This is a genomic window from Lentibacillus halophilus (genome assembly GCF_039522485.1).
Lineage (GTDB): Bacteria > Bacillota > Bacilli > Bacillales > Amphibacillaceae > Lentibacillus > Lentibacillus halophilus.
This window is the reverse complement of sequence record NZ_BAAADM010000002.1, coordinates 13,670-34,929: the sequence shown is the minus strand read 5'-3', so window position 1 is coordinate 34,929 and position 21,260 is coordinate 13,670. Positions and strand designations below refer to the sequence as shown.

The window sequence follows — 21,260 nt, the reverse complement described above, 5'->3', positions numbered from 1 at the left end:
TGGTCTGATTGAAACACTTGCAGCCAATGTCTCTGAACTTTTTGGAACAGAAACATGAGCTTTTGGATGGTGATTGGCGAGACATTTTTATTGGTAATACCATCCATCTTATCGCAGGGGCTATAAGTGTGCATATTTTCGACATCGGTATTTTGGGCCTAATGTAAACGAAAAGAAGGGTAGTTATATATCGCTGATCGGAATAGGTGGGCCGACTCTCTCAATTTGAAAGTCTGGATGAAACGGTGGTAAGTACTTTGATTTTTGAAGGGGGATTATAGAATGCTCTTTTTAAGTGAACAAAATATGAAACAATCCGTGACAATGAAAGATATTATTGATGCTATTGATGAAACGTATCATATTTACGAATCACAAATCCATCAAATGCCAGAACGTATGCAGGTAAAGGATCATGATAATACGCTATTATTAATGCCTTGCCTAACTGATGACGCAATGGCAACGAAACTTGTCACCGTGTTTCCAAATAATCAGGAACACCCGACATTAAATGGATTAGTAGTGCTTAATAGCCAGGAAACAGGTGAAGTGAAAAGTGTATTAAATGGAACGTTTCTCACCGGCATGCGTACCGGCGCTGTTGGGGGATCGGCGGTTCGTCATTTGTCGGATGAGAGTGCATCTTCGCTGGCCGTTATAGGAACGGGCACACAAGGTTTTTATCAAGCTATTGCAGCGTGTACTGAAAGGCCTATCAAGGACATTTACTTGCATAATCGTTCCAAAGATAAATTAGAATCATTCAAAAAGTCATTGATGGATTGGATGGGCGAAGACATTAATGTGCATATCGCCCCTACCCCGGAAGAAGCTATTAATGACGCTGATATTGTTATAACAGCAACAACATCCCACGACCCTGTATTCCCTGACTCACCACATATGTTGGAAAACAAACTATTTATCGGTATCGGATCATTTCAGCCTGGCATGAGGGAGTTCCCTCAATCGCTTTATACTATTGCAGATGCTCTGTTCGTTGATACTGAGCACGCTATTGTTGAATCGGGAGATATGGCTGTTCCACTTGAAAAAGGATGGATTACTAAAGATTCTATTATGACAATGTCGCGTCATATTGAAAAAAAGACTCAGATTAATAGTGATAATAACCCCGGAACAACCGTATTTAAATCAACGGGAATGGCATTATTCGATGTCGTTGTTGCTAATTTAATATATAAGAAAGCACTAGAAAATAATACTGGAACGAAGCTCTCCATGTGAAGTTGAGAAATAATTAGATAAATAAATGAAAGGAGTGGAAGAAATGAAGTCGAAATCAAGGCTTTTTGATCCCGGTATTATTTTGGTTTCTATTTTGCTTATTTGTGCTGCAGTTGTATTGATATGGTGGCCGACTGATGTTTACCTTATGGGAATCTCTTTAGCAGGCTGGTTAATGTTTTCAAGTTATGGTATATGGTTTATTTTGGCCGTAATTTATGTTGTTTGGAAGGAAAAACAGTCTAAAACAAAAAACAATTAATGAACGGGAGGGAAATTCTGATATGCAAATACTTGAAACCGTTATATTAGGAGTTTATCTGGTTTTAATGACATTAATGGGAATATACTTTACAAAACGTGCTCATTCGTCTGAAAATGATTATTGGACTGCAGGTAAAAGTATTAATACATTTGTAGGTGCGTTTGCATTATTTGCTGCTCTGGCAAGCTCCAGCTCATTAATGGGAGCGGTAGGTTCCGGTGTCGCGTTGGGGGTGCCTTTTTTATTTGCCTATGGGTTTGGTGCGGTTGCTATTTTGCCATTTACGCTTTTTCTTGTATCCGGTCAAATCAGACGTTCCGGTGTCAATACATTGCCGGAGTTTTTTAAACAGCGGTACGGTCAAACAGTGCAAATAGTAGCCGTATTCATCGTTGTGTTTGGGATGACGTTTTATATGGTTCCCCAACTTACAGCATCGGGATTGATTGGATCCCATGTTTTGGGGATTGACTACAAAACAGCTGTTATCGTATTGGGGATTGGTTTTACCATTTATGCAGCCTTGGGCGGAATGTGGGCTATAACGTATACCGACCTCATTCAAGGATCAGTTATGCTTATTGGCATGCTCGTATTATCACTGATTATTTTAGTTCAGCATGATGGATTTTCATCATTGATACAGGATGCTTTGGCAACAAGTCCGAATTTTGGTGATGTGACACAGCCCTGGATGTCCTATTTCGGGCTCTTTTTAGCGTTTCTGTGGTTTGGAATTGTTTCACCGTCAGCCGTCATGCGCAATTTTGCTTCGAAGGATGCGAAAACAGCACGTCGATCAGCCATGTGGTCCTGTTTGTTGTATTTATTGATATTTGCATTTGGGTTTATTGTAGCTGCGGGCGGAGCAAGTTTAGGAATAGCGGATGAATTGAACAATCAGGATATGATTTTTGTATCGGTAATTGAAAGTTACATGTCGCCACTTTTAGCAGGTATTATGCTTGCAGGGCTTCTTGCTGCTATCATGTCCTCTGCTGATGCAATGCTTTTGGCGATCTCGGCTGGCGTGGCCCGTGATATTTACAAGGAATATATAAATAAGAATGCATCTGAAAGCACTGTTACCAAAATAGGGTTTGTAGTCATGGTTGTTGCAAGTATTATCGGTATTATTATTGCCATCAATCCTCCTCAATTAATAGCAATTATGGTTGGATGGGTTGGTGGATTCTTATTATCTTCTTTTGGCTTTCCTCTTATTTTGGGTATATGGTGGAACCGGGCAAATAAAGCTGGTGCTCTGGCAGGTATGCTGGGTGGGGCATTTACGTTTCTTCTACTAGTCATTACAAAACCTTTTTCGCTCGTATCAGAACCAATCATTGCAGCCCCTGTTTCATTAATACTTGTCATTTGCTTCAGCCTGCTGACACAGCCACCATCACTTGATATCCGCAATCAGGTCAATCAGTATCATTCAGACGACGATGAAAAATCCAATATTAAAAAGACTGTTGGATGAGGTGGTATCAATGAAAAACAAGGAGATATCTATAATAGGAGATAATCAATTGATAGATAATAACGATTTGGGTTACTATGTCTATAAGTCGTTACGTATGTCCACTAAGTTAAAGAATGGGATAACAGTTGAGCGTTTAAGGTCGAACATCTTTCATACAGAGTTAATCTTTCATCCGATGTGGCTAGCAAAATTATTAGTTATAGCGGACCGAAAACCTTTCCCATCTAAAGAAATACCAATGATTGGTTTTGTGGATGCGGTTTCAGGGTACCGCGGATTATCCAGCTCGCTTAAAACAAATAAATATTCAATAGATCCCGCTAACATGATTGCGCCAAAAATAGAGGAATACGATGATGTTACGCGATATATACAAGACGTTCAGCATAGACAAATAAATCGTTCATATGTACTGAAAAAACCAAATCACAAAATAGTCGATTATTTTCTGGTTTATTTACCGCTTTGGAAAGTTAAATTGAGTGGTGACTTGCTGCCTGATTCAAGGATTATAAATGCAATTACAGGGGAATCTGAAACGTATTTAAGTGATCAGTGGGGAACGGATAAATGGTATTTAAAGACATACTGAAAAAACCATCACCCGATTTGTTATCAAACGTTTAAAACGTGGATAGGTGTGTATGAATCGAATAACGGGCTCTGTGGTTACCCGGCTGTATGTTTCGTCATATGGCCGGGTTTTTGTATAGTTGGGACAGCGGAACATGCTCATGCAGCAGCTCTAGCCCGTTGTTATAGTGGGTGGTACTGGGGATTCGTGAACGGAAGGCCTTATGGGTTGTTCCAGAAACTGCTGCAAGGCGTCGAAATTCTTTTCGGCTGTTTGATACCCTTGTTGATACAGCAATTTCAATTTTTCACTACTTTTTTCGATACGACTGGCTGTCAGGGTTTGTCTGGTATTTGGTGAAAGATGGAGTATAGGTGATATCGCTGGATACGTTTATTGAATTCCTATCAGGACTGGCTATTTTCCCGGCCTTTTTTGCTTTTCAAATGGAACCAAATACAGCATCCGGGCTGCTATTTCTTACGATACTGACTTTGCTTGACCAAATACCTTTTGGATATGGTTTCGGTTTAGTCTTTTTTGTCTGGTTTGCTTTCTTACATATTAAGTTAGCAACTACAACGTCGAATAATGCCATTCCCGTTGATTTAAACACGGTTGTTCCGGGTTTATTATCACTATTAACCTGAGTCTTTTTTTTTCAATATGACGGGTCATTGTCATAATAGAATCCTTGGTTATCCAGTCTTTTTCAAGTGGAATAGTTATATCACCTGATTCAACAATAGCGTGCTCAGTATCAACGAACAGAGCATCTGCAATAGTATAAAGCGATTGGGGAAACTCCCACATGCCAGGCTGAAATGATCCGATACCGATAAATAGTTTATTTTTCAACATATGTGGAAAGTCAGGGAATACAGGGTCGTGGGATGTTGTCGCTGTTATAACAATATCAGCGTCATTAATAGCTTCTTCCGGGGTAGGGGCGATATGCACATTAATGTCTTCGCCCATCCAATCCATCAATGACTTTTTGAATGGTTCTAATTTATCTTTGGAACCATTATATAAATAAATGTGCATATATTTTGATTTATGTGATAGATCGGCAAACATTTTCTTTCATTTTGTTAAGTATAAAAATAATAGTTATTATAAAAGAAATTAAAAAATCCATTGACATTTATTTATGTTTTTATTATTATTAGAATAATCAAAAATAAAAAATATTGAATACTATCTTTTGACTAAGGAGAAAAAGTTATTTGCATTCCCTATATGAGTGCATTTAATTTTTATTTAAATCAAATGATTTGAACAATATTTTATGAAAACGAATTCAACACGAAAGGAGTAAAAATATGAAGAATCAAACAAGCGATCATAATGTCAGCAAACCTGAAACCGATTCAGAATCAAGTGTGGAAAAATTATTCAATAAAAACGTTCATAAATCAAAATTAATTAAATTGGCAATTATTGCTGTTATCGCTATTTCAATGTCAATTTTTCATATGTATACATCTGGTTTTGGAGTTTTCGAAGCCTGGAAGCAAAGGTCTCTTACACTATCTTTTATTCTGCTTTTAATACCATTATTGTTTCCTTCGAAATTCGAGAAAAGATTGCTAAATATTATAATTGATTTAGCCTTCTTTATATTAGCTGCCTTAGTTGTGGTTTATTCATTACAGGTGTATCCGGATATTCTTTTTAGAGAAACTGACCCAAACCAAACAGATGTTATTGTGGGTGTTATCGCTGTTTTATTAGTATTAGAAGGAACTAGAAGAGCTGTTGGTTACTTTTTGTCAGCTTTAATTCTTTTCTTTGTCTTATATGCATATTTTGGAAATTACATGCCGGGTATGCTAGTACATCCAGGTTTTAGTGTTGAACGAATTGTTGCTACCTTTTATAATTCCACATCTGGTATGTTCGGAATCGTATTAGGAGCAATGTCAAACTATATCATTATCTTTATTATATTCGGTGCTTTTTTGCTCAAGTCAAAAGCAGGACAACTGTTTATTGATCTAGCTTACTCTTTAACAGGTTCAAGAAGTGGAGGACCAGCCAAAGTGTCCGTTTTTGCCAGCGGTTTAATGGCGATGACACAAGGAGCTGCTGTCTCCAACGTTGCGACAACCGGAACATTAACGATTCCATTGATGAAACGTGTGGGTTATAAACCGCATTTCGCTGGAGGGGTTGAATCTGCCGCCTCGGTTGGAGGGCAATTAATGCCGCCTATTATGGGAGCTTCAGCTTTTATAATTGCCTCTAACCTTAAAATACCATATATACACTTAGCACTTTTTGCTTTAATACCTGCTATACTCCATTATTTAGCCGTTTACTTTATGGTTCATTTTCAGGCCAAAAAGAATAATTTGAAGGGTTTGCCAAAGAATGAGTTACCTAACTTCAAAAATGTTCTGAAGGAAGGATGGCTTTTATTTCTTCCTATTATAATGATTATAGTCTTGTTGGTTATGGGCTACTCTCCACAATTTGCAGGTTTTTATTCAATATTGGGTATTGTTGCTCTGTCTGCAATTCGTAAAAGTACAAGAATGAGTTTAAAAGATATTTTAGCTGCATTGGAAATTGGCGGGAAAAATGCAGTTTCTATTGGCATCATATGTGCAGCTGCTGGATTACTTATTGGTAGTGTCAATTTAACTGGGTTAGGTCTCAAGTTCTCATCATTAGTGTTAAGTATTACTGGTGAGAGTGTCCTTATATCGCTGATACTTATTATGCTCGCATCTATTTTGTTAGGTATGGGAATGCCAACAGTATCAGCATACGTCATATTAGCAGTGCTTGGAGTACCCGCTTTAGTCAGCCTTGGTATTAACGAGGTGGCTGCACATTTATTTGTTTTATATTTTGCTATTATGTCGAATGTGACTCCTCCGGTAGCGGTAGCAGCCTATACAGCGGCGGCCATAGCGAACACTCAGCCTAATAAAACTGGGTTTAGTGCTCTAAAAATATGTTTGGGAACATTTATCATCCCATATATGTTTGTGTTTGGTCCAACATTATTATTACAAGGGAGTATTGGAGAAACTACAATAGCTGTTATCACTGCTGTATCCGGTATTTTAGCATTAACAACATCTCTGATTGGTTGGATGTTTACTGATATGAAACTATTTGAAAGAATCCTTGGTTTTGCCAGTGCACTTTTTCTGATGTATTCAGGTCTTATCACCGATGGAGTTGGTATTATGCTACTGTTTTTACTATTAGTGATTCAATATACACGAAACAAAAGGGCGGTGTATGGTCATCTTCAGGATAGTTTAGGTAGTTAACCAATTTTAATTTTGGCAAATGGGGGGGATTTATGCATTAATTTTCTAGAGTTGTTTAATCGGTCAGTAAATAATTATTTTGGGAGGGTTTTTAATGAAAAAATTATTGAGTATGCCGATATTGGTATTTTTTCTCTTGTTTTTAGGTGCATGTGAGGAATCAGATAAAGCAGAATCAGCTGATAGTTATGAACCTGAAATGTCCAACATTGTTATTTCATCCGGACCACTTGGGGGAGGTTGGTATAATACAGCGGCCGGAATTGCTGAAATACTTATGCGGGAGATAGACGGCTTAAATGTGACTGTTAATGAAGGAGGCGGATATGAAAATATTAACTTAGTAGAAAAAGGCAAAGCTCAAATAGGTTATGCTTTCACAAATGATGTTATGTCCGGATTCACTGGAACTGGTGTATTTGAGGAAGATGGCAAGACTGAAAACGTTAATACATTTTTAAGTTTGTACAAATCACATCTACAAACAGTAACTTTGGCAGATAATGACATTGAATCATATGCGGATTTTGGTGATAAAGATATTCTTCCTGGAGAGGCATCTTACGCAACAGTTCAACATGTAGAAAAGATATTAAATTATTATGATATTTCCTATGATTCTATACGTGAGAATGGCGGAAGTGTCTCTTATACAGGGTATTCTGACATGACCGGGTTGGTTAAGGATGGTCATGCGGATGTTGCAATAGGTATGACAGCGGCACCTTCAGGGTTCATTATGGAACTTAACGCCCAGGATGATATTAAATTTATTGAAATGGAATCTGATGTACAAGAATATATACAGGAGGAAGTTCCCGGAATTACTCCAATGAAAATGCCTGCAGGGACTTATGATGGCCAGAGTGAACCGGTATCCACAGTTGGCTCTTACACAAACCTTGTAATGAGCAGTGAGGTCCCAGAGGAGTTGGCCTACCGAATTACAAAGGCCATAATGGAAAATAGAGATGAACTGGAAGAAGTAGACTCCGTATTATCTAATTTCAATGAAGATACAATGGTAGAGGGGTTGGAAAAAGAAAATTTACATCCAGGTGTGTTAAGATACTTGGATGAAAAATAAATTTTAGTGTATTTAGGGGGTTTCATTGTATTGATGTTCACATTGTACTTGGAATTACATGGGTAGCAGAAGTGTGGATGAAGCTGTTTTTTAATTCCGATCTGGTATACAACGGAAATACAACCAATAATAACCATTGAATAAACCTAGCTCATTTTCAGGAGAATGAAGACAACGTCAATGCCCTAAGGTGGGAATGATACCGCCTCAGATAACCTCCAGGGTTCCCAACGCGATTTGTAATTTGCATTCGGGAGTATAGCTTTAACCCACCTTAACAACTACCTTCTGATATCTTGGGTCAATTGAGGCGGGTGAGAGTGTATGAATCGAATAACGGGCTCTGTGGTTACCCGGCTGTATGTTTCGTCATATGGCCGGGTTTTTGTATAGTTGGGACAGCGGAACATGCTCATGCAGCAGCTCTAGCCCGTTGTTATAGTGGGTGGTACTGGGGATTCGTGAACGGAAGGCCTTATGGGTTGTTCCAGAAACTGCTGCAACGCGTCGAAATTCTTTTCGGCTCTTTGATACCCTTGTTGATACAGCAATTTCAATTTTTCACTACTTTTTTCGATACGACTGGCTGGCAATGGTTCTTCCGGTTGTATAAAAAATACGTGACCGCTCTGTTCCATGTCGAGCAGATCGTTTATCGTTTCGTTATAGCGTAAATGCCGATCCCGCAATAATTTGACTAGTTCAGGCTTGTTGCGGAAAAAATATTTGAAAAACCAGTTTCCTTTCGATGATGTTTTCACATAACCTCTGTGTCTTGTGAGCACGACGACGTGTTTATTTAAGCCGAGTTTCATAAGCGGACGGATCGGTATAGGGTCGGAAATGCCCCCATCCATTAACAGTTTGCCTTTGTAATCGATGCTTGGTGCCAGTACCGGTAAGGAACAGGAGGCACGGATGATGTGAAGCAAGTCTTCTTTGTTGGTGAACGTGTCATGGAAAAGCGGTCGTCCTTTGTCGATATCGGTTGTTCCAATGATGAATCCGGAGTCGGCTTGCAAAAACGATGAAAAATCCAAGGGGAACTGTTCGTTGGCCAATTTGTCAAAAATAAGGTCCATGCTGAATAGTTCCCGTTTTTTTAGCATGCGTTTCAAGGAAATGACGTCTGGATGTTTTCCCAATGCTTCGAGCAGTTGGTAATTTCGTTCGCGCTGTCTGGCGATATAGGAACTTCCAATCAGTGCACCTGCTGACGCTGTGGAAACATAGGGAAATGTCACTTGCCGGTCGAGGAAATAATCAAGCACGCCAACAGTGAATGCGCATCGCATGCCACCGCCCTCCAGCATGAGGCCTGCATTATGCTTCAATGTCTGCTACACTTCCTTTTTCGTTTTATCGGATAAGTAGCATTATAGCAGGTATTGTTCGCATAAACAATGAAGCTGCTTGCAGAGGCATGTAGGATCAAAGTGGTTTGATTATTTATTGTCACTGCCAAAAAACCCTTTAAATGCCTGGAGGGTCGCTTCCCGGTTGACCGCAGCAATGGAGGTTGTTATAGGGATTCCTTTTGGACAGACTTGCACACAATTTTGAGCATTGCCACACCCTTGCAGGCCGCCATCTTCCATGAATGCTTCAATTCGGTCGCTTTTGTTCATTTCTCCGGTCGGATGGGCATTTTTCAGACGGACCTGCGGGAAAACAAACGGACCTAAAAATTCGTTTTTGTCATTGACGTTCGGACATGCTTCCAGACAAATGCCGCACGTAAAACATTTGGACAGTTCATAGGCCATAAGACGCTTGTTCTCATTCATACGGGGGCCGGGGCCGAGGTCATAGGTCCCGTCAATGGGAATCCACGCTTTGACTTGCTTGAGCGAATCAAACATGTTGTCCCGGTCAATAATCAAATCCCGAACAACGGGGAATGTGCGCATGGGCTTGATCTGGATGGGCTGTTCCAATTCGTCAATCAATGTTGAACAGGCTTGTTGAGGAACGCCATTAATCACCATGGAACATATCCCGCACACTTCTTCCAGACAACTCATTTCCCACTGAACGGGTGACGTTTCTTGGCCGTTTTTGTTCACCGGATTTTCCCGGATGGCCATCAATGCTGAGATCACGTTCATATTCGAACGGTAAGGAACAGTAAATTCCTCCTGATAAGGTTCCGAATCCGGGTCATGTTGCCGTTCAATCACTAAATGTATCGTTTTCGTTTTTTCGTCGGTAGCCGTTGCCATTTCTGTCACCTTCCTGTCCTGTTTTTTTCCGTATTCTTTCTCTTCATAGTGTGGATAAATTTATTTATTTTATACGATTTGCCAAGGTGTGTCCGCTGATCATCGTTCTCCAATCCGTATAGGCTGTTTGTTTTTTGAAAGACTAATGGCAAGATATTTGATTCCGGATTGATTGGAGGATGGCTCTTTATGAAAAAAGTGACCATAGTTTTTTGGATCACACTGGCGATTACAGTCGGTTTATCCGCTTGGGGCGTTATTACGCCGAATTCATTTGAAGATATTTCAGCTGCTGTGATGAGTTATATATCGACTTATTTTGGTTGGTATTATTTGCTGGTTGTAACGCTGTTTGTTTTATTTTGCGCGTATTTGATATTCAGTCCATATGGTAAAATTAGACTGGGAAAGGCGGGTGAAAAACCGGAATTCAGTTATTCGTCATGGCTTTCCATGTTGTTCAGTGCCGGGATGGGGATTGGGCTTGTATTCTACGGTGTTGCCTCACCGGTCACCCATTATGCCATACACCCGCCAACGGCTGAGCCTGGTACAACGGCAGCTGTGAAGGATGCATTACGTGTTACATTCTTTCACTATGGCATTCATGCATGGGCTATCTATGCGGTGATCGCATTGGTACTGTCGTATTTTATGTTTCGTCAGGAGAAGCCGGGGCTCGTCAGTGCATCATTGGAACCACTGTTCGGCGATAAAATGAAAGGGTCGTTCGGGAAAGTGATTGACATCATTGCTGTGTTTGCAACCATTGTAGGAGTGGCCACGACGCTTGGATTTGGTGCGACACAAGTTAATGGCGGCATTTCTTATTTGTTTGCTGTTCCGAATACATTCTGGGTGCAGCTTGTGATTATTGTCGTTGTGACCGTTCTGTTTATGATGTCCATGTATACCGGCCTGAGTAAAGGCATTCAATATTTGAGCAATGCCAATATGGGGTTGGGTGCGTTGTTGTTTTTGTTCATCTTAATTCTTGGACCAACATTGTATATTATCAATTCATTTATGGATACAGTTGGGGAGTATATCCAGCAGCTGCCTCGGGAAAGTTTCCGATTGGCACCGAATGACGCAGACGAGCGGCAATGGGTGATGGACTGGACGATTTTTTTCTGGTCCTGGTGGATTGCCTGGGCTCCGTTTGTCGGTATATTCATTGCCCGTGTATCGAAAGGACGTACTATACGAGAATTTATATCCGGCGTTCTGATCGTTCCTACGGTAGTTAGTTTCCTATGGTTTTCTGCTTTTGGTATGGCCGGGATTGATGCGCAAAATAACGGAGCAAACGTTGCTGGTCTCCCTAAAGAACAGGCATTGTTTGCAATGTTTGATTATTTTCCGCTTAGCATGGTGTTGTCCATATTGGGGATTTTGCTGATCAGCACGTTTTTTATTACGTCGGCTGATTCGGCAACGTTTGTTCTTGGTATGCAGACGACCAATGGCTCCATGTCACCACCGACATCAGTGAAGTTTACATGGGGGCTGGCGCAATCGACTATCGCCGCGGTTCTTTTATATACCGGAGGCCTCCAGGCGCTGCAAAATGCGCTTATCTCAGCAGCTCTGCCATTTTCCCTTATCATGGTGCTTATGGTTGTGTCCTTTTCTAAAGCGTTGAAACAAGATAAGGAGAAGAACTGGAAATGATGCCGCCCTGACTGAAGCCGGGTGCCCATATTTAAAACATAGACAGAATTGTTATTTTATTATGTTTAATAAAATTTGCAAAATTACATGGTTCGTAGTATACTCTGTAATTACAGATTAATTTCCTAATTATTTTTTTATTAGGAAAATAGCTGCGAATTGAGGGATAGACGTGTCGTTTTTACATTGGCAGGAAAGTTTCCCGGTTACCAGGGAACTGAATGATAGATAAAACATAAATAAACATACTGGCAAAGGGGAGTGTTTGGAATGGAAGATCTTTATCCTTCCAGGAAAAAGGACCAGCCGGAAATTTTGAAGAGGAAGGATCCTGTGGTACACACAGATCGATCCCAGGATAATCAAGCCCCTATTTCCAAAGAACAGCTTGATTCCTACGAGCAAAATGGGTTTTTACAAATAGAAAACTTTTTCTCTGATGAAGAAGTGTCCGATATGCAAAAAGCCATTTTTGAATTGCAGGATTCCAACAAGAATGTCACGTCGGATAAAGTTATTCGTGAACCTAAGAGCGATGATATCCGTTCTATTTTTCACGTGCACAAAGATGACAATTACTTCAAAGATGTAGCAAACGATCAGCGGATTCTCGACATCGTCAACCATCTCCTGGGAAGCGATGTCTATATACATCAATCCCGCATTAATTATAAGCCAGGTTTTAAAGGGAAGGAATTCGATTGGCATTCCGATTTTGAAACATGGCATGTCGAGGACGGTATGCCGCGTATGCGGGCGGTCAGCTTGTCTATTGCACTGTCTGACAACTATGTATTTAATGGCCCATTAATGCTTATACCCGGGTCACAGAATTACTATGTCAGCTGTGTCGGTGAAACACCGGCCAATAATTATAAGGAGTCGCTTAAAAAACAAAAGGTCGGCGTTCCGGATAAGGAAAGTCTGCGCTGGCTCGCTGAAACTGGTGGCGGTATTTCTGTTCCGACTGGTAGAGCAGGTTCGATTACGCTATTTGAAAGCAATACCATGCACGGATCAACCAGTAACATGACGCCGTATCCGCGCAATAATGTGTTCATGGTGTACAATAGTGTGGAGAACCGTCTGACTGAGCCATTTTCGGGGGGGAAACACCGGCCGGAATACATTGCCGTAAGAAAAAGCGGTATACTGACAACAAGTTCATAAAATAGACAGCCGGGAAACTTTCCTGACTGAATAGAACCGGTATTTATACTAATGCGGCCGCTCTAAGGTACTAACCTCGGAGCGGCCGCATTATTTTTGTACGATTACGTTGTCTGATCGTATTGATTCACACTGAACAAATCAATGAGCTCGATGTCCGGGTGATTATCGTGGAACCAGTTCATGGAAAATTCATTTTTAAATAGCACGACATAATTGTCATACCGGTCTCGTACCAGCATATTACGTTCATCAAAAAGGGATGGGTCGACTTGATCCGGTTTCAGCCAGCGTGGGACCCGTTCGCCGATTGGTTCGAGCGCGACATCGACATGATATTCGTTTTTCATCCGGTATTGAAAAACCTCATACTGCAATTCCCCGACCGCACCCAGGATGTATGACTCGGAACGGTGGTGCTTGTACATTTGAATCGCACCTTCCTGGACGAGCTGTTCGATGCCTTTTTTGAATTGTTTGGCTTTCATGACGTTTTTGGCCGTGACCCACTGGAATTGCTCCGGTGGGAATTGGGGCAGCTCTTGATACTCAAAAAGGTTTTTCCCCTCTTGCAGCGTATCCCCGATTTGGTAGGCATTCGGGTCATATATACCTATAATGTCGCCGGCATAGGCTTCCTCAATCGTACCACGCGACGAAGCGACGAATTGCTGCGACTGAGCCAATCTGATCGGTTTGCCGGTTCGCGCCAGCTTCACACTCATGCCGCGTTCAAATTTTCCCGAACATACCCGAAGGAAGGCCACTCTGTCCCGGTGTGCGGGGTTCATGTTGGCTTGGATTTTGAAAACGAAACCGGAAAAGTCCGGATTATCCGGCGAAATAACGCCCTCGGTTGATTTGCGTGGTGCCGGTACTGGCGCCATGGAGATGAACGTATCGAAAAACGTTTGCACACCGAATGGCGCAAGGGCACTGCCGAAAAAGACGGGTGTCTGTTCGCCGGCCAGTACGTCGTCCAATGAAAAGTCGTCGCCCGCCTCCTCAACCAGGGCAAGCTCATCATTGGCGGCTTGATAGGTCGGATCGGACACCAATGTTTCATGTTCCGACTGATCTAAGTCGCTGAATGGAATGTACGTCTCTTCCTCATTGCCGTTATATTGGATGAATTGCTCATTGTATCGGTCAAACGTTCCTAAAAACCGTTTACCCATACCGGCAGGCCAGTTCATCGGATACGTCTTGATATTCAGGACTTGCTCGATTTCCTCAAGCAGTTCGAATGGTTCTCGTCCTTCCCGGTCGAGTTTATTTATAAAGGTGAAAATGGGGATGCCACGCATTTTACATACTTTAAACAATTTAAGGGTCTGTGCCTCAATTCCTTTGGTTGCGTCAATAATCATGACAACACTGTCAACAGCGGTAAGCGTCCGGTACGTATCTTCACTGAAATCTTCGTGGCCCGGGGTGTCGAGAATATTAACCTGATAATCTTTATAAGGAAAATTCATCACACTGGAGGTGACGGAAATGCCGCGCTGTTTTTCAATTTCCATCCAGTCGGACGTGGCAAATTTTCCTGTTTTTTTACCTTTGACGGTCCCGGCTGAGCGGATAAGGTTCCCGAACAGCAGCAGTTTCTCCGTCATCGTTGTTTTCCCTGCGTCCGGGTGCGAAATAATGGCAAATGTTTTCCGTTTGTTCACTTCATCATGTATCGTCATAAACAATCCCTTTCATCTGGAGTAGCTTTTGATTTGGGGGTGGATAAGTGAGGAGAAGATTCGTGCCGTTATGCTGCGTTATTACCATCAAAAGATAGCACGTCGGAATGGTTTCGTCAAACGTGGATAGTGGTAAAACAAATGAGGAACTCTACGATTAGGAATAGAGTGTCTTATGGATGACACCTTGACAAAATACCTAAGGGGGTATACGGTGGAGTCAGTTCTTGAGAACAGATGAACGAGAGAGGTGAGATAAGCATGGACTATAATTCCGATGTGAAAAATCGTGTCAAACGCATCGAAGGGCAAGTCCGGGGTTTATCAAAAATGTTGGAGGAAAACAAAGAATGCCGCGACGTTGTCACACAAATGACTGCCGTTCGAAATGCGCTTGATCGCACGACTGCACTGATTGTCAGTCAGAATCTGGAACAATGCATCCGTGAAGAGAAAAAGAATGGCGAAAGCTCCGAAGATCTTGTCAACGAAGCGGTCAACCTGCTTGTTAAAAGCAGATAAACAAACGTTGTTGACGGTTACCATTTTTCAAACACAGTATATAGGTTTCGTGATGGGCACGAGCCTTTTTTTCTAAATGTTTATATACCCATACCCGTACCAGTGTATTTATTGCATCATCTTATTACCAAGAATAAATAAGCAAATAAACCATTCAATTTTTAGGAGGAATCAACGATGGAAAACAATACACGCGTCGCTATTATTGCCTCAAACGGCAGTATGTTCGATGCTTATAAAGTATTCAACCTTGCCACCGCAGCCGCAGCGTCCGATAAAGAGGTCGGTATTTTCTTCACATTTGAAGGGCTGAATATGATCCACAAGGAAGGGCACAAAAATCTGCCGCTCCCGGAAGGAAAGGAACACTTCCAGGAAGGGTTTGATAAAGCGAATGTGCCATCCATCAGTGAATTATTGGGGATGGCTCAGGAAATGGGTGTGAAAATGATCGGCTGTCAAATGACGATGGATGTTATGAATTTAGAAAAGTATGATTTTATTGATGGCATTGAAGTTGGTGGTGCAGCATCATTCATAGAATTTGCCAAAGACGCCGACATGTCACTGACGTTTTAAAAATGAAGGAGGCTATATAGTATGTCACAGAGCATTTCGACACAAGAACTGGCCAGACGTGTGGTTCAACGTGAAGATACGCTTATCCTGGACGTTCGAAATACGGATGAATTCGATAACTGGAAAATTGAAGGGGATCATGTGGATATCATCAATGAGCCTTATTTCAATTTGCTCGATGGCATCAATCCTGTCACTGAAAAGATTGACAAAGACCAGGAAGTCATTGTCGTATGTGCCAAAGGCGGTTCATCCCAGATGATCGCTGAAATGATGGAGGAAGAGGGCTTTACGAATGTGCGTGATTTGGAAGGTGGGATGCAAGCCTGGAGTGAGCATCTTGAACCAGTTAAAATAGCGGAATTGCACGGGGGTGGCAGTCTGTATCAATTCGTGCGCTTAGGCAAGGGCTGTCTGTCGTATATGGCGGTTTCCGAAAATGAAGCGGCGGTGATTGACGCCAACCGCATGACCGGTATCTATGAACGGTTTGCCAAAGAAAAAGGTGTCACCATTAACCATGCTATTGACACGCATCTGCATGCGGACCATATTTCAGGCAGCCGTGACCTTGCCGAAAAGACAGGTGGAACGTATCATTTTCCACCGAAAGATGCCCAGGATGTAACATTTGATTATGCATCATTGGAAGAAGCCCATGATATAACCGTTGGCCGTACGACGATTAAGGTGCAGCCGCTTTACTCACCGGGGCATACGCTTGGAAGCACATCACTGATAATTGATGACCAGTACTTGCTGACAGGCGATATTCTGTTCGTCAAATCAATCGGGCGGCCGGATTTAGCTGGAAAAGCACAAGACTGGGTCGGCGATTTGCGTGAGACGCTGTACAGCCGGTATAAAGCGTTGTCTGATGACCTGATTGTATTGCCGGCCCACTATTCGTTTGTGGAAGAATTAGATGAACATGGCAGTGTTCAAGCTCGCTTGGGTGATCTTTACCAGCGCAATGAATCCTTAAATGTGGACGATGAACAGGCTTTCCGGCGAATGGTCACCGAAAATCTGCCGCCACAGCCGAATGAACATGACACGATCCGGCAGACCAATATGGGAAAAATCAATCCGGAAGATGACAAACAGCGCGAAATGGAAATTGGACCAAATCGCTGTGCGGTCCATGGCTAACCGTTAAGCATTGCGTTATGAACATTTTTGAATAACTATTCTAGGAGGAATGGATGATGGAAGCAGCAAAAGTATTGGACGCAAAAGGGATGGCATGCCCGATGCCGGTTGTAAAAACGAAAAAGGCGATTGATGACATTGATTCAGGCGAGATCCTTGAAGTTCATGCAACAGATAAAGGTGCTAGAAGTGATTTAAGCGCATGGGCTAAATCCGGTGGTCATGAACTGATCGATGAAGCGGAAGAAGATGATGTCTTGAAATTCTGGATTAAAAAAGCTTAAAGAAGAACGCGGCAATCGCCTTATGTCATTGAGTTTTGGTCGGATTTCGTTTAAATATGGGCCTGGTGAATGACAATGTTTAATGAGGTGATATCATGACGGACAAGCGCTTTGACCCAAAGAATGCTGATATATTAATGGACCAGGAACGGCGCAAAACATTACAACCTGAAAAAATAATTGATTACCTACATGTGACCAAAGACGATACGGTTGCTGATTTAGGTGCTGGACCGGGTTTGTTTACCATCCCTTTAGCTAAACGGACAGAACATGATGTTTATGCTGTTGATATCGAACCCGACATGCTTGAAAGGCTCAAGAAGAATGCAGAAGAGGAAGATATTAAAAATATCAGTCTTATGAAAAATGATCTAGAAAATATACAACTGGCTGATCATTCGGTGAGCCGGGTCTTAAATGCATTTGTCATTCATGAAGTTGAAAGCATTGACCAGGCCATTGATGAAATGAAACGGATTCTCACACCGGGCGGATATCTGTTATTAATGGATTGGGAAGCGGTCGCGTCGGAATCAGGTCCGCCACTTGAAATCAGAATACCTTCCGAAAAAATGGCAAACATGCTGCAAGATCATGGATTTGATACGGATATGTTCCGTCCAGGTCCCGAACACTATGCGATTCAAGCGAAAAAGAGAGAAAACGAATCCATTCCGCTTGAATAAACTCACGAATCATCGCAATTACATTCTTTGTAGCGGTTACTGGAAAAATGCTTTTATATTCGATATCCTATAGTTGTATTGGTGCTGTTTTTGCTAAAAAACGGTCAAGCCGATAGATGTTCACTTTATAGCGAAACTAGGAGGGACAAATAATGAAACAAATTGACATGCAAGCGTTAACCGAGAAAATAAAAAACAAAGAAGACGTGAACGTTATCGACGTTCGCGAAGATGATGAGGTGGCACAAGGTAAAATTCCTGGTGCCAAACACATTCCACTGGGCGAAATCCCGGACCGTCTTGATGAAGTGGACGAAAATAAACATTACTACATGGTTTGCCGTTCAGGCGGACGCAGTGGTAAAGCAAGTGAATTTCTTCAAAAGGAAGGCTATGATGTGACCAACGTTGACGGTGGCATGCTCGCCTGGGATGGTGATGTTGAGAAGTAAACGATAGTTAAAAAATAACACGTGAGCCATAAACGTCAGTATCTATGGACGTTTATGGCTTTTTTGTTTTGCATGAACGGTGTTATTTGAGTGGTTCCTCGCGTGAATGACTATCTGAAAGTATTGGCAGTCCCAACAATCAATCAATAGAGATTGAAGGTATGGAAATTATTAAGCATTCTATGATTAATAATTACCATACTGGGGTATTGTACCTGACAGGAAACGAATAATAGCATGAAAGAAAGGGGTTGACTTTATGTCGAATGATGACAATAACAAACACCATGAGCATAGTCATGAAGCACATAGGCAACATGACCATGATCACAGTAACCATGAACATGGCAGTCACGACGGTCATGAAGGCCACGACCACGGCGGTCACGGTCATCATGATCACGGGGATATGGTGAACGATTTTAAGAAGCGGTTTTACATATCGCTGGTTGTTACCATCCCGATTCTTGTGCTATCCCCGATGCTGCAAAGCTTTATCGGTGTGGACTGGGGGTTTCCGTTTGACCAATACATTGTGTTCGTGCTCGCAACATTTCTATTCTTCTATGGCGGATGGCCCTTTTTAACAGGTGGCGTCAGTGAGATAAAAGAGAAGAATCCGGGCATGATGACACTGATTGGCCTGGCTATTCTCGTTGCTTACGTTTACAGCTCGATGACGGTTTTCGGCTGGGAAGGCAAGGATTTCTTCTGGGAACTCGCAACATTGATTGACATTATGTTGCTCGGCCATTGGATTGAAATGAGATCGGTTATGGGCGCGTCGAATGCCTTGGAAGAACTCGTTAAATTGATGCCGAACGAAGCGCACAAACTTGATGAAAATGAGGATATGACCGACGTTCCGACATCGGAATTGCAACAAGGTGACCGTGTACTGATCAAACCCGGTGAAAAGATACCGGTTGACGGTACCATTTATGAGGGCGAATCCGCTATTGATGAATCGATGCTCACCGGTGAATCCGTTCCGATCGAAAAAGAAAAAGACGATGACGTGATTGGCGGATCGGTCAATAAAGAAGGATCAATTAAAATATCGGTGGAGAAAACGGGCGAGGATTCCTATCTATCCCAAGTCGTTACGATGGTTAAGGAAGCGCAGGAATCGAAGTCCAAAACACAGGATTTGACGAACCGGGCTGCCAAATGGCTATTTTATCTCGCGCTTGCCTCCGGGTTTATTACTCTGTTTATCTGGCTCACGCTCGGCTATGCCTTTGATGTTGCGCTGGAACGGATGGTGACTGTTATGGTTATTACGTGTCCACACGCGCTCGGGCTGGCAGCACCATTGGTTGTGGCCGTATCGACGTCCTTATCGGCAAAACGCGGTCTATTAATTCGCAACCGAGCCAACTTTGAAGGTTCACGTCAGTTGAATGCGGTTGTTTTTGATAAAACAGGCACACTCACACAAGGCGAATTTGGCGTGACGGAATTGATTCCGAATGACGGTTTTGAAAAAGACGGTGTTCTCACATGGGCGGCCAGTCTTGAGCAAAACTCCGAACATCCGATTGCAGCCGGCATTGTCAGCTCGGCAACCGAACAAAATCTCGAACTGAAAACAATCGAGACATTTGAATCCATTACCGGCAAAGGGATCGAAGGAAGCATCGATGGACGCAAGGTGAATGTTGTCAGTCCCGGCTATGTGCAACAACAGGACATGACCTATGACCGGGAAACGTTTGATCAACTGTCGGAAGAAGGGAAAACGGTTGTTTTTGTACTGCTCGACAATGAATTGATCGGCATGATTGCGCTGGCCGACATGGTTCGGGAAACAGCGAAGGAAGCCATCGCATCCCTTAAGAAAAAGGGTGTCGAAACCATTATGCTTACCGGTGACAATAAAAAGGTAGCCAATTGGGTGGCTGGTCAGCTCGGTATCGACGAGGTTTATGCCGAAGTGCTCCCTGACGACAAAGCCAATCAGGTGAAGACGATCAAAGGCAAAGGATGGAAGGTTGCCATGACAGGGGACGGCGTCAATGACGCGCCGGCACTCGCAACGGCTGATTTGGGCATTGCGATCGGTGCAGGTACCGACGTAGCCATGGAATCGGCCGACGTTGTCCTGGTCAAAAGCAATCCGAATGATGTGGTATCGCTGATGGAGCTGTCCCGAAAAACATACCGTAAGATGATTCAGAACCTGTGGTGGGCAGCGGGGTATAACATCGTCGCTATTCCCCTTGCTGCCGGTGTGTTGGCACCCATCGGTATTATACTCAGCCCTGCCGTCGGAGCTGTCTTAATGAGTCTAAGCACCATTGTCGTTGCCATTAACGCGAAATTGTTGAAAGCGTAACGAAAGCTGACGCATCCCGCAGAAATTGAAAGAGAATCAGTCATATACATACCATGGTTCCATTCAGACAAACTAAACAGGACGAACCAACTGAAAGGGGAATGACCATGGGTGTATTATCAACATCACCAACCACTATGGATGCTTGTATTGAGGCATGTCTTAAGTGTGTGCGGGCTTGCGAGGAATGTACAACGGCATGTTTGCAGGAGCCGGATGTCCAGGCGCGCGTGAATTGTATTCAGACATTGAATGACTGTGCGGAGATATGCGCGCAGGCAGCGCAATATATGTCTCGGAACAGTTCATTTGCAGCGCAACTGTGCGGCGTTTGTGCCAGTATATGCGACCAATGTGCCACCGAATGTGAAAAGATGAAGGACAACCATTGCCAGGAGTGTGCAGCCATTTGCCGGCAATGTGCGGAAGAATGCCGGAAAATGGCCGGCTGAATTAACGAGAGAGTATGTCCGTAATAGGTTATAAAACATAAGAAACAGGTGGAATGAACGCTATTCAACCACAGGACAA

Annotated in this window: 22 protein-coding genes; 17 read left to right on the top strand and 5 right to left on the bottom strand. The window is 42.5% G+C overall.

The window, feature by feature from the left end:
• Positions 1-8 precede the first annotated feature (8 nt).
• The 5 genes from ABDZ72_RS00210 to ABDZ72_RS00190 all read left to right on the top strand — a co-directional run bounded on the left by ABDZ72_RS00210 (position 9) and on the right by ABDZ72_RS00190 (position 3,597).
• The gene (locus tag ABDZ72_RS00210; RefSeq protein WP_343750381.1) at positions 9-167 is read left to right on the top strand and encodes a hypothetical protein; all 159 of its coding nucleotides are present in this window, start codon (positions 9-11) and stop codon (positions 165-167) included.
• Positions 168-282: 115 nt separating this feature from the next.
• Positions 283-1,251 carry an ornithine cyclodeaminase family protein gene (locus ABDZ72_RS00205; protein WP_343750380.1) on the top strand — a complete coding sequence of 323 codons (969 nt, stop codon included), beginning with the start codon at positions 283-285 and terminating at the stop codon, positions 1,249-1,251.
• A gap of 43 nt (positions 1,252-1,294) precedes the next feature.
• Positions 1,295-1,513 (top strand): hypothetical protein, encoded by a 219-nt coding sequence (locus ABDZ72_RS00200; protein WP_343750379.1) that lies wholly within the window; start codon positions 1,295-1,297, stop codon positions 1,511-1,513.
• A gap of 22 nt (positions 1,514-1,535) precedes the next feature.
• On the top strand, positions 1,536-3,002 hold the full coding sequence (locus ABDZ72_RS00195) for a sodium:solute symporter family protein (RefSeq protein WP_343750378.1): 1,467 nt from the start codon (positions 1,536-1,538) through the stop codon (positions 3,000-3,002).
• 10 nt (positions 3,003-3,012) lie between these two features.
• On the top strand, positions 3,013-3,597 hold the full coding sequence (locus ABDZ72_RS00190) for a hypothetical protein (RefSeq protein ID WP_343750377.1): 585 nt from the start codon (positions 3,013-3,015) through the stop codon (positions 3,595-3,597).
• Positions 3,598-3,750: 153 nt separating this feature from the next.
• Here the strand turns inward: ABDZ72_RS00190 and ABDZ72_RS14345 are convergent, their stop codons facing one another.
• A complete protein-coding gene (locus tag ABDZ72_RS14345) occupies positions 3,751-3,918 on the bottom strand; it encodes a DUF6363 domain-containing protein (protein ID WP_425542321.1) in 168 nt (55 codons plus the stop codon).
• Between the two features lie 237 nt (positions 3,919-4,155).
• Positions 4,156-4,659, bottom strand: coding sequence for a hypothetical protein (locus ABDZ72_RS00185; RefSeq protein ID WP_343750376.1), 504 nt, complete (start codon positions 4,657-4,659; stop codon positions 4,156-4,158).
• Positions 4,660-4,904: 245 nt separating this feature from the next.
• Here ABDZ72_RS00185 and ABDZ72_RS00180 point away from each other — a divergent pair, with 245 nt between their 5' ends.
• Entirely contained in the window at positions 4,905-6,869 is a 1,965-nt protein-coding gene (locus ABDZ72_RS00180; protein ID WP_343750375.1) for a TRAP transporter permease, read from the top strand.
• Positions 6,870-6,963: 94 nt separating this feature from the next.
• The gene (locus ABDZ72_RS00175; protein ID WP_343750374.1) at positions 6,964-7,956 is read left to right on the top strand and encodes a TAXI family TRAP transporter solute-binding subunit; all 993 of its coding nucleotides are present in this window, start codon (positions 6,964-6,966) and stop codon (positions 7,954-7,956) included.
• Positions 7,957-8,381: 425 nt separating this feature from the next.
• Here ABDZ72_RS00175 and ABDZ72_RS00170 read toward each other — a convergent pair whose 3' ends face one another.
• On the bottom strand, positions 8,382-9,290 hold the full coding sequence (locus tag ABDZ72_RS00170; RefSeq protein WP_343750373.1) for a patatin-like phospholipase family protein: 909 nt from the start codon (positions 9,288-9,290) through the stop codon (positions 8,382-8,384).
• 111 nt (positions 9,291-9,401) lie between these two features.
• A complete protein-coding gene (gene sdhB / locus ABDZ72_RS00165) occupies positions 9,402-10,178 on the bottom strand; it encodes a succinate dehydrogenase iron-sulfur subunit (protein WP_343750372.1) in 777 nt (258 codons plus the stop codon).
• A 189-nt stretch (positions 10,179-10,367) separates the two neighbouring features.
• Between sdhB and ABDZ72_RS00160 the strand changes: the two genes are divergently transcribed.
• Positions 10,368-11,852: a glycine betaine uptake BCCT transporter gene (locus ABDZ72_RS00160; RefSeq protein WP_343750371.1), complete on the top strand. Its 1,485-nt coding sequence runs from the start codon at positions 10,368-10,370 to the stop codon at positions 11,850-11,852.
• 270 nt (positions 11,853-12,122) lie between these two features.
• Positions 12,123-13,022 (top strand): ectoine hydroxylase, encoded by a 900-nt coding sequence (thpD, locus tag ABDZ72_RS00155; RefSeq protein WP_343750370.1) that lies wholly within the window; start codon positions 12,123-12,125, stop codon positions 13,020-13,022.
• Positions 13,023-13,126: 104 nt separating this feature from the next.
• On the opposite strand, the gene ABDZ72_RS00150 is transcribed toward thpD, so the two are convergent.
• Entirely contained in the window at positions 13,127-14,713 is a 1,587-nt protein-coding gene (locus ABDZ72_RS00150) for a peptide chain release factor 3 (protein WP_343750369.1), read from the bottom strand.
• A gap of 261 nt (positions 14,714-14,974) precedes the next feature.
• Here ABDZ72_RS00150 and ABDZ72_RS00145 point away from each other — a divergent pair, with 261 nt between their 5' ends.
• From ABDZ72_RS00145 to ABDZ72_RS00110, 8 genes are all read left to right on the top strand, one after another.
• A complete protein-coding gene (locus ABDZ72_RS00145; RefSeq protein ID WP_343750368.1) occupies positions 14,975-15,235 on the top strand; it encodes a metal-sensitive transcriptional regulator in 261 nt (86 codons plus the stop codon).
• Between the two features lie 177 nt (positions 15,236-15,412).
• Positions 15,413-15,814: a DsrE/DsrF/DrsH-like family protein gene (locus ABDZ72_RS00140; RefSeq protein ID WP_343750367.1), complete on the top strand. Its 402-nt coding sequence runs from the start codon at positions 15,413-15,415 to the stop codon at positions 15,812-15,814.
• A 21-nt stretch (positions 15,815-15,835) separates the two neighbouring features.
• Entirely contained in the window at positions 15,836-16,966 is a 1,131-nt protein-coding gene (locus ABDZ72_RS00135) for an MBL fold metallo-hydrolase (RefSeq protein ID WP_343750366.1), read from the top strand.
• Between the two features lie 56 nt (positions 16,967-17,022).
• The gene (locus ABDZ72_RS00130) at positions 17,023-17,250 is read left to right on the top strand and encodes a sulfurtransferase TusA family protein (RefSeq protein ID WP_343750365.1); all 228 of its coding nucleotides are present in this window, start codon (positions 17,023-17,025) and stop codon (positions 17,248-17,250) included.
• A gap of 95 nt (positions 17,251-17,345) precedes the next feature.
• Positions 17,346-17,939 carry a class I SAM-dependent methyltransferase gene (locus tag ABDZ72_RS00125; protein WP_343750364.1) on the top strand — a complete coding sequence of 198 codons (594 nt, stop codon included), beginning with the start codon at positions 17,346-17,348 and terminating at the stop codon, positions 17,937-17,939.
• A 152-nt stretch (positions 17,940-18,091) separates the two neighbouring features.
• The gene (locus ABDZ72_RS00120; RefSeq protein WP_343750363.1) at positions 18,092-18,391 is read left to right on the top strand and encodes a rhodanese-like domain-containing protein; all 300 of its coding nucleotides are present in this window, start codon (positions 18,092-18,094) and stop codon (positions 18,389-18,391) included.
• 259 nt (positions 18,392-18,650) lie between these two features.
• Entirely contained in the window at positions 18,651-20,729 is a 2,079-nt protein-coding gene (locus ABDZ72_RS00115; protein ID WP_343750362.1) for a heavy metal translocating P-type ATPase, read from the top strand.
• 107 nt (positions 20,730-20,836) lie between these two features.
• Positions 20,837-21,181 carry a four-helix bundle copper-binding protein gene (locus tag ABDZ72_RS00110; protein ID WP_343750361.1) on the top strand — a complete coding sequence of 115 codons (345 nt, stop codon included), beginning with the start codon at positions 20,837-20,839 and terminating at the stop codon, positions 21,179-21,181.
• Positions 21,182-21,260 lie beyond the last annotated feature (79 nt).